Origin of the sequence: uncultured Succinivibrio sp. (genome assembly GCF_902756765.1) — a bacterium.
Taxonomy (GTDB): Bacteria; Pseudomonadota; Gammaproteobacteria; order Enterobacterales; family Succinivibrionaceae; genus Succinivibrio.
Map to the genome: position 1 here is coordinate 1 of NZ_CACVSS010000091.1, position 7532 is coordinate 7532.

At 44.1% G+C, this 7532-nt stretch carries 6 protein-coding genes and 1 pseudogene; all 7 read right to left on the reverse strand.

Annotated features, from left to right (window positions below; all coding sequences use genetic code 11):
- Positions 1–758: pseudogene (locus QZU45_RS10200) on the reverse strand (mannitol dehydrogenase); the annotation flags it as partial.
- A 194-nt stretch (positions 759–952) separates the two neighbouring features.
- Positions 953–1984, reverse strand: coding sequence for a zinc-binding alcohol dehydrogenase family protein (locus QZU45_RS10205; protein ID WP_295354987.1), 1032 nt, complete (start codon positions 1982–1984; stop codon positions 953–955).
- Positions 1985–2006: 22 nt separating this feature from the next.
- Complete coding sequence (locus tag QZU45_RS10210; protein ID WP_295354990.1) at positions 2007–3293, reverse strand: TRAP transporter large permease; 1287 nt, start codon at positions 3291–3293, stop codon at positions 2007–2009.
- A 2-nt stretch (positions 3294–3295) separates the two neighbouring features.
- A complete protein-coding gene (locus QZU45_RS10215; RefSeq protein WP_074944101.1) occupies positions 3296–3808 on the reverse strand; it encodes a TRAP transporter small permease in 513 nt (170 codons plus the stop codon).
- 65 nt (positions 3809–3873) lie between these two features.
- Positions 3874–4884 (reverse strand): C4-dicarboxylate TRAP transporter substrate-binding protein, encoded by a 1011-nt coding sequence (locus tag QZU45_RS10220; protein ID WP_295354995.1) that lies wholly within the window; start codon positions 4882–4884, stop codon positions 3874–3876.
- Between the two features lie 242 nt (positions 4885–5126).
- Entirely contained in the window at positions 5127–6983 is a 1857-nt protein-coding gene (locus QZU45_RS10225; protein WP_295354998.1) for a sigma 54-interacting transcriptional regulator, read from the reverse strand.
- Positions 6984–6994: 11 nt separating this feature from the next.
- Positions 6995–7532 (reverse strand): PD-(D/E)XK nuclease domain-containing protein (locus QZU45_RS10230; protein ID WP_295355001.1); only part of this gene is annotated, 538 nt, incomplete at its 5' end.

Below are 7532 nucleotides of genomic sequence, written 5' to 3' on the forward strand. Positions count from 1 at the left end.
GCAAATGGACCTGTAACCTTATCGGTCATCATCTGATCAACGGTATCAAGACCTGCAAGGAAGGCTGCAGGTACGTTTGAGGTATGAGCGCCGTTCAGAATTCTTACCTTACGCAGACGGTAAGGAGTGATATCCGGTGCTACAACAACATTCAGGCCTGCCTGCTTTAATGGCAGCTTGCGGCTGATTTCATCAGAGCCTTCAATTGCCAGGAAGCAAAACTCCTCGCCGGTGGACATAAGGGCATCCTCATAGCCAAGCTCCTTGGCATAGCGTTCAGCATCTGCCTTTGGATAGCCTGATACCACACGATCTACAAGGGTATTGTAGAATACGCAGTCTTCACATACATAAGCTTTAAACTCATCGCCTAGGTGCCAGTCATCGGCATGTTTTAGAATTATTTCTTTTAATTTTGTTCCGTTGTTTTCAATAAGCTCACATGGGAGGATATTTAATCCTGCAACTGAACAGGCATTCTCTACGCCTCTGAAGGCTTTAAATCTTTCATAAAGCAGCTGGGTAAGTTTTCCAGGGAATGACAGCACGCACCCTTCTTCTGGTAATTCTTCTTTGGTATAAATCAGACCGGCTTCGGTAGTATTGGAGAAAATAAACTCAAGGGTAGGGAGTTTGAAATCTTCCTTGAGTTTTTCAAAGTCTTGAGTACCGGTACAGTTCTTCCCCTTGGTGTTGGCTGAACCGCAATTACTCTTCCGTTGAACAGGTTCTGCTTGTTCATACGATAAATCATCCAATCGATAAAGCAGCGAATAAAATTACCTTCTCCAAACTGAATTGCTTTAACTGGAAGATCTGATTTGCATTCTGGTTTTAAAGCAAGGTTTAGTTTTGTCATTTTCTGATATGTCCGTTTTGATTGAATTTTCAATGTTGTTAATTAGTAAAAGTGTCTGCAGCTATTACAGCTGCAGACAGAGTTTCAGGAGTTTTAAGCTGTGAAATCTATTTCCACCTTCAGCATGTCGGCGCCGTGGGCTGCAAAGTCTGCAAAGGCCTGAGGTGCATCGTCAAGCCTATAGGTATTGGTGATTGCCTTTTTAAGATCAACCTTTCCAGCCTTAACCAGGTCGATTAGATTCAGGAAGTCCTTCTTAAGTGCATTACGAGAACCGTAGACATTAAGCTCTTTTTTCTGCAGCAGAGTGAAGTTGAAATCAAGGTTCTTCTTGCCTACACCGATAAGCACAACGTTGGCGCCAAAGGCTGCAACATCGATAGCATTCTGGAAGGTGGATGGCAGACCAACCGCCTCAATTGCCACATCAAATCCCTTGTTGTCGGTGATCTTCATGCATTTCTCTACGAAGTCATCTCCGTTGTTGATGATGCCGCCATCAAGATTGAAGCTCTTTACAGCGTAGTCAATCTTCTTCTGGGCCACATCGGCAATATAGACGGTTGCCCCCTGAGATTTTGCGGCAACTGCAGCAAGGGCACCGATGGTACCGGCACCGATTACAAGAACCTTGTCGCCTTTCTTTACCTGACCACGGGTAACTGCTCCGTGGTAGCTGATGCAGAATGGTTCAATCGCAGCAAGCTCAGCAGGATCAAGTCCCTTACCGTCATAGATACGCTCAAAAGGCATGGTGATGTACTCTGAGAAAGCACCGTCTCTCTGGGCTCCTAAGGTCTCATTGTGCTCACAGCAGTTTAGAAGACCGCGTTCGCAGGAATAGCACTTGGTGCAGTTGAAGTAAGGATTGCAGGTAACAACCATGCCTTCCTTAAGTCCGTACTTTGAGGCATCTCCGTTGAGCTTTTCGATCCTGGCAGAGAACTCATGGCCAGGGATTCTAGGATAGGAGGCATAGGCGAAGGTGCCGCGGTAGGTACCGAGATCACTTCCGCAGATACCTCCGCGCAGTACCTTTAATAAAGCCTCTCCTTCTTTTGGTTCAGGCATAGGAGTTTCAATGATTTTTACCTCACCAGGCTTTGGAATAATAATGGTTTTCATAACAGATAATCCTTAAACATACTTAGTAAATCAGGTTAACTAGGGCGGTACTGAAGCTTGGAACGAAGGTTAAAAGCAGCAGACAGCCTAACAGTAGAATGTAGAATGGTATTGCCTCTTTAATGAAGCGGCCCATTGGACACTTGGTAATCGAACAGGTAACAAACATCAGCGTTCCCATTGGAGGGGAGATGGCACCTAAGGCAAAGTTGAAGATCACCACCATTGCAAAGTGGATCTCATCGATACCGAAGTGCTTGGCCAGAGGAGCCAGCAGAGGTACCAGAATAATCATGGCGGCGTTGCCTTCGATGAACATGCCGATGATTAGAAGGAACAGGTTTACACACAGAAGGAAGATTACAGGATTATTAAGATGCTCAATGAAGAGTCCTGTAAAGTACTGTGGAACCTTCTCCTTGGTTAAAGCCCAGGCAAAGGCAGAGGCTGCAGCAATAATCAGCATGATGGCGGAGGAGGTCAGCACGGTCTCCTTCATACCGCGGATAACATCCTTTAAAGTCATTTCACGGTAGATGAAACCTAAAAACAGGGAGTAGACGATAGCTACAGAGCCGGCTTCAGTTGGAGTGAAGGCACCGATACGGATACCGCCGATAATGATTACAGGCAGACACAGAGGCAGGAAGGCTCCGCGGAAGGTTTTCCAGACTCTGGCAGCTGAAGTATCAACCTTTATGGTGCTTCTATAGCCGCGCTTGTAGGAGACAAGGGCTACAAGAATCATCAGGGTTATACAGAGAATTACACCAGGACCGATACCTGCGACGAAGAGCTTTCCGATTGAAACGTTGGCAATTGAGCCGTAGATAATCATTGCAATTCCAGGAGGAATCAGCGGAGTGATAATAGCTGAGGTTGCAACCAGAACAGAGCCGAAGGCCTTTGAAAAGCCTCTTTTCTCCATTTCTGGCACCAGCATTTTAGCTTCCATTGCAGCATCTGCAAGGTTTGAACCGGACAGACCGCCCATAAGAGTTGCCACCAGCACGGTAACATGACCGATACCGCCAATGATATTGCCTACAACCGCTTCACAGAAATCCACGATTCTCTTGGTTACACCGGTGTAGTTCATGAACACGCCGGCACATACGAAGAAAGGTATGGCTAAAAGCGGAATTGACTGAGAGCCTGCCAGAACACGCTGAGCCAGAATAACAGAGTTAATCTCAGTGTGAAGTGCAAAATAGGTGGCGGCTGCTCCAAGAATTGAAATAAAAACCGGAACCTTTAAAAACAGGAATACTAAAAGCAGAACTGAGGACAGACCGATAGAAAAATCCATGATTATTTCTCCTCCTCAGAATCGTCTGAGATGTGTTTCTCATCCTTGGAATCTTCCTTTTTCATAAAGAAGGTTGCATAGGTCAGAGATACCATCATCAGCACACAGCATACTGGTATAATACCGTTTATAAAATAGAAAGGTACATGCAGGATAGAGGTTGATTTACCTATCTTCATCATCAGTTTGATGATGTCACAGCCTAGGTATCCTAAATAACCCAGTACCACCATACAGATGACGTAATCCATTTTTTCAATGAACTTCTGGATTTTTTGAGGAAATAGACTGACCACCATTTCAACTGCCACGTGACTTCCGTGTCTGAAGGCAGCACCTGCACCCAGGAAGGTCATCCACAGAAAGCACCACAGCTGAACCTCTTCAGCCCAGATGATAGGCTTGCCTACAAAGTAGCGCATAATAACTCCGCCGAAGGTTACACAGACCAGAACGGTCAGAGCTATGGCTGCTAGGAGCAGATCTATATTAACGATGAAATTTGATTTTTTCATAATTATCTGAAATATAATGAATTTTTGATACAGGCAGGACCGCCTTACGACGGTCCTACAAAAAGCTACTGCATAGCTTTCTTTACAGTGTCATATAGACCAGGAGTCCAGTCTTTGAAGTCTGGAAGAGAGTAGAACTTCTTTGAGGTATCAATTAAGGACTGCTTGAACTCAGGAGAAGGAGTAACCACAGTTACACCTTCAGCCTTGAATTTAGCAAGAATGTCTGCCTCTGAATCATCAACAATCTTGTTCTGATACATAGCTGCTTCATGGCAGGTTTCAACCAGAAGCTTCTGCTGCTCAGGAGTTAGAGAATTGTAGAAATCAGTACCTACAACGATATTGGTGATGTTGAAGACGTGACCATCTAAGAGCAGATATTTAGCAACCTCATGGAATTTGCCGTTGTATAGAACTGCTAGTGGGTTCTCAACACCGTCAATGGTTCCCTGCTGCAGAGAGGTGTAAACTTCACCTAAAGCCATTGGGGTAGGAGTTGCACCTAAAACCTCAAAGCCCTTAACCTGGATGTTATTTGTTGGAACACGGATCTTCATGCCCTTGAAATCTTCAACCTTGTTAACTGGCTTGGTGGTCAGAGTATGACGTGCACCGTACTTCCAGTCGGTACCGATGATCTTGAGGTGAGCTTTCTCTTCTACAAGCTTTGCCTGATCCTGATACCACTGGCTGCTGTTTAGCTTGAAGGCCTCATCCCAGGTATTGAAAAGGAATGGTCCGAAAACGATACCTAGATCTTTTATACCGCGATCATAGAAGAAGGCGCCGTCGGTCAGAGTACATACAGGCTCGCCTGCAACCATCTGATCCATTACGTCATCCTTTGAGCCTAGCTGTGATGATGGGTAAAGCTCAATCTTGAACTTGCCGCCTGAGCGCTCCTCAATAATCTCTTTCCACTTCTGACAACCTAAATCGAAAGGCTCTCCAGGATTGTTTGCATATCCTACACGCAGTACAACGGTATCATCTGCCTGAGCTGCTGATGCACCGATAGTCATTACAGCAGCAAGACATGCTGCCAGGGTAGCTTTGGTTAGAATGTTTTTCATATCTTTGTTCCTTATGTTCACAAATTGTATTTTTGTTTCAACAAACATTTTGAGGTGTTGTTATGAACGAATACCAATATAGCAACGATTGTGCCAACTGAAGAAAATGCCGTAATGAAGGGAAATACAGTTTTGTATGTTTCAAAATCGAACAGAAATGACTAAACAGATGTTTTACGATGTTTAAAAATAAAACATCTGTTTTTGAAAAAGATCACAAAAGTTAAGATTAACGATAAAAGTTAAGAAGTCTCTTCAAGCTCTTTGATTTTTCTCCACAGAGTTGAACGGGAGATGCCGGCAAGCTTTGCTACCTCGGAGTTGGAATGGCGGGAGATCATGTAGTTATAGTACTGTCGTTCAAGCTCCTTAAGAGTTAAATCATCCCTGAAGACAGCATCTTCGGTAGAATGTCTGGTATTTATAGCCATGCTGTTTCTGTAGAGGATTTTCTCAACATTCTGTTTTCTGATGTCACTGCCATAGAAGGATAAGGCCTCAGCCACATTACGAAGCTCTCTTACGTTACCAGGCCAGCTGTAGTTTAGGAGAATGTCACGAACCTCATTATCAACAAAAATGTCATCTACTTTCTTTTTGCAGAAGCCTGCGATAAAGGATTTAAACAGCAGGATAATATCATCGCCTCTCTCACGAAGAGGAGGAATGGATAGACTCAGTACATTCAGCCGATAGTAGAGATCGTATCTGAATTTACCTTCTTCGCATAAGGTCATGATTTCTTTATTTGAGGCGCAGATGATGCGGATATCCAGAGGAATGATCTTGTCATCATCGATACGCATGATTTCACGTTCCTGAATTACACGCAGGAACTGACTCTGAACCTCAAGCGGGATTTCAGTAATCTCATCTAAAAAGATAGTTCCTCCCTGTGCCATTTCAAAGAGTCCTTTTTTACCGTTGCGTCTTGCTCCGGTAAAAGCTCCTTCCACATAACCGAAGAGTTCTGAGGCTACCAGTCCCTGAGGCAGGGAGGCACAGTTTACAGATACAAAAGGCTTTTTGGCACGAGGGGAGTAGTTATGAATACTCTGGGCAAAACCTTCCTTGCCGGCACCGGTTTCACCGAAGATCATGATGGTGGAATCTGAATTGGCAAAGCTCTTGGCCAAAGATACCGTGTCCTCCATGGAAGGGCAGGAGTAGATTATGTCCTTGAAGTTATGACGGGCGTAAAGACCCTTTTCATAGGAGGAGAGTTTGATGGTTTTTACAGTCTCCTCAATGGCGGTACTATCCTGCAGGATCACCACCTTATCTTCAAGTGAATCGTGGGCCAGGGGAATTACTCGGATCAGGACCTTGTTCTGATTTAAAGAGATAACCCTGGCCTGCTCGGAGGTGGACTTAATCTCTGTTTCCAGCACTCTGTACCAGTTATCAAGAGGCTCAGGTGGCATGATTCTGCTGGCATAACCGTTGTAGAGAATTGGCTTATTCTCGGCATCAAAGATGATTACACCTTCTTCAATGTTGTTTAAAAGCGACTCCAGACGGTCGATGGTCCTTTCCTGATTATCAAGATTTCTCTCAAGCTCCAGTGCCTGCAGAATACCTTTTTTTACTGAATAGAAATCAACTTCTACAGGGGAGATTTCTACTGAATGCTGTCTTGCGGTCTCAATGGCAACCACACAGCCGACAATACCGTCAGCACCGTTTCTGACACAGGTATTTACGGTGTTCATAATCTCTTCGGCATTTGAGCAGGGATGCAGTTCCACCTCTATACCGTTAATCGAGAATTCTGCCGGGGTAGGGCCGATAACATTGTCCTGACTGACCACTGCGATCTTTGTACAGCCTTTGGCTATAAGTTCATTTAGAGATTTCTGAATATCAAAGAAGGATGCGGTAAGATCAACTACGGTAAGTCCCTTGATACCCTTTAAATAATTGGCGGTACCGCCGCGGCTTATGACAATATGGCAGGAAGGGTATTTTCTGAGAGCTTCAATAGCATTGTAATCGTAGGCTTCAATTACAGGAATATTAAGTTTCAACTGTGAAATGGCACTCTGTGCCAGTGCCGTCATATGAGCGTTTGGGGCGATAAATACTATTGAATCTTTCATTAGTGGTTACTTTAATCTATCTTCTGACACAATCTGCACTCGGAGCCGACAAAGACGATGGCATAGCAGTCAAGAGGATGATTACCGACTTTTTCCTTGAGTACAGCACCTTCACGGTATCTTTCGATTTCCTCTCTAGCCTCAGCAAGTTTTGCGTCTACTGCTGCTTCGCTGTCATCCTTTTTATGCAGATATTTAAGTTCAAGCAGGAAATAGTGTCCGTTAGGATAGGTATTCTTTACAAATATATCTGCAAATCCTTTTCCAGTGTAAAACTCAGTGTAGGAGCTAAGCTTTCTGTAAATACTGTTGTTGATGATACTGTCACATATCAGCTGCAGAGACATCTCTGTGAATTTTCCTAAAGACTGTGGATTAAGCTTGGTCTCTATCTGTTCTGTTATTATCTGTAAAAGAGGAGTTATATCAGCTGACTCTTCAAACATAGGAGATAAATCTTTGTAGGCATCTGCACTGTACCCTATAGACATGCGGCAGTAGTCTAAGAACAGATTCTCATAGACTCTATTTGGAATAACAAAGCTGGTT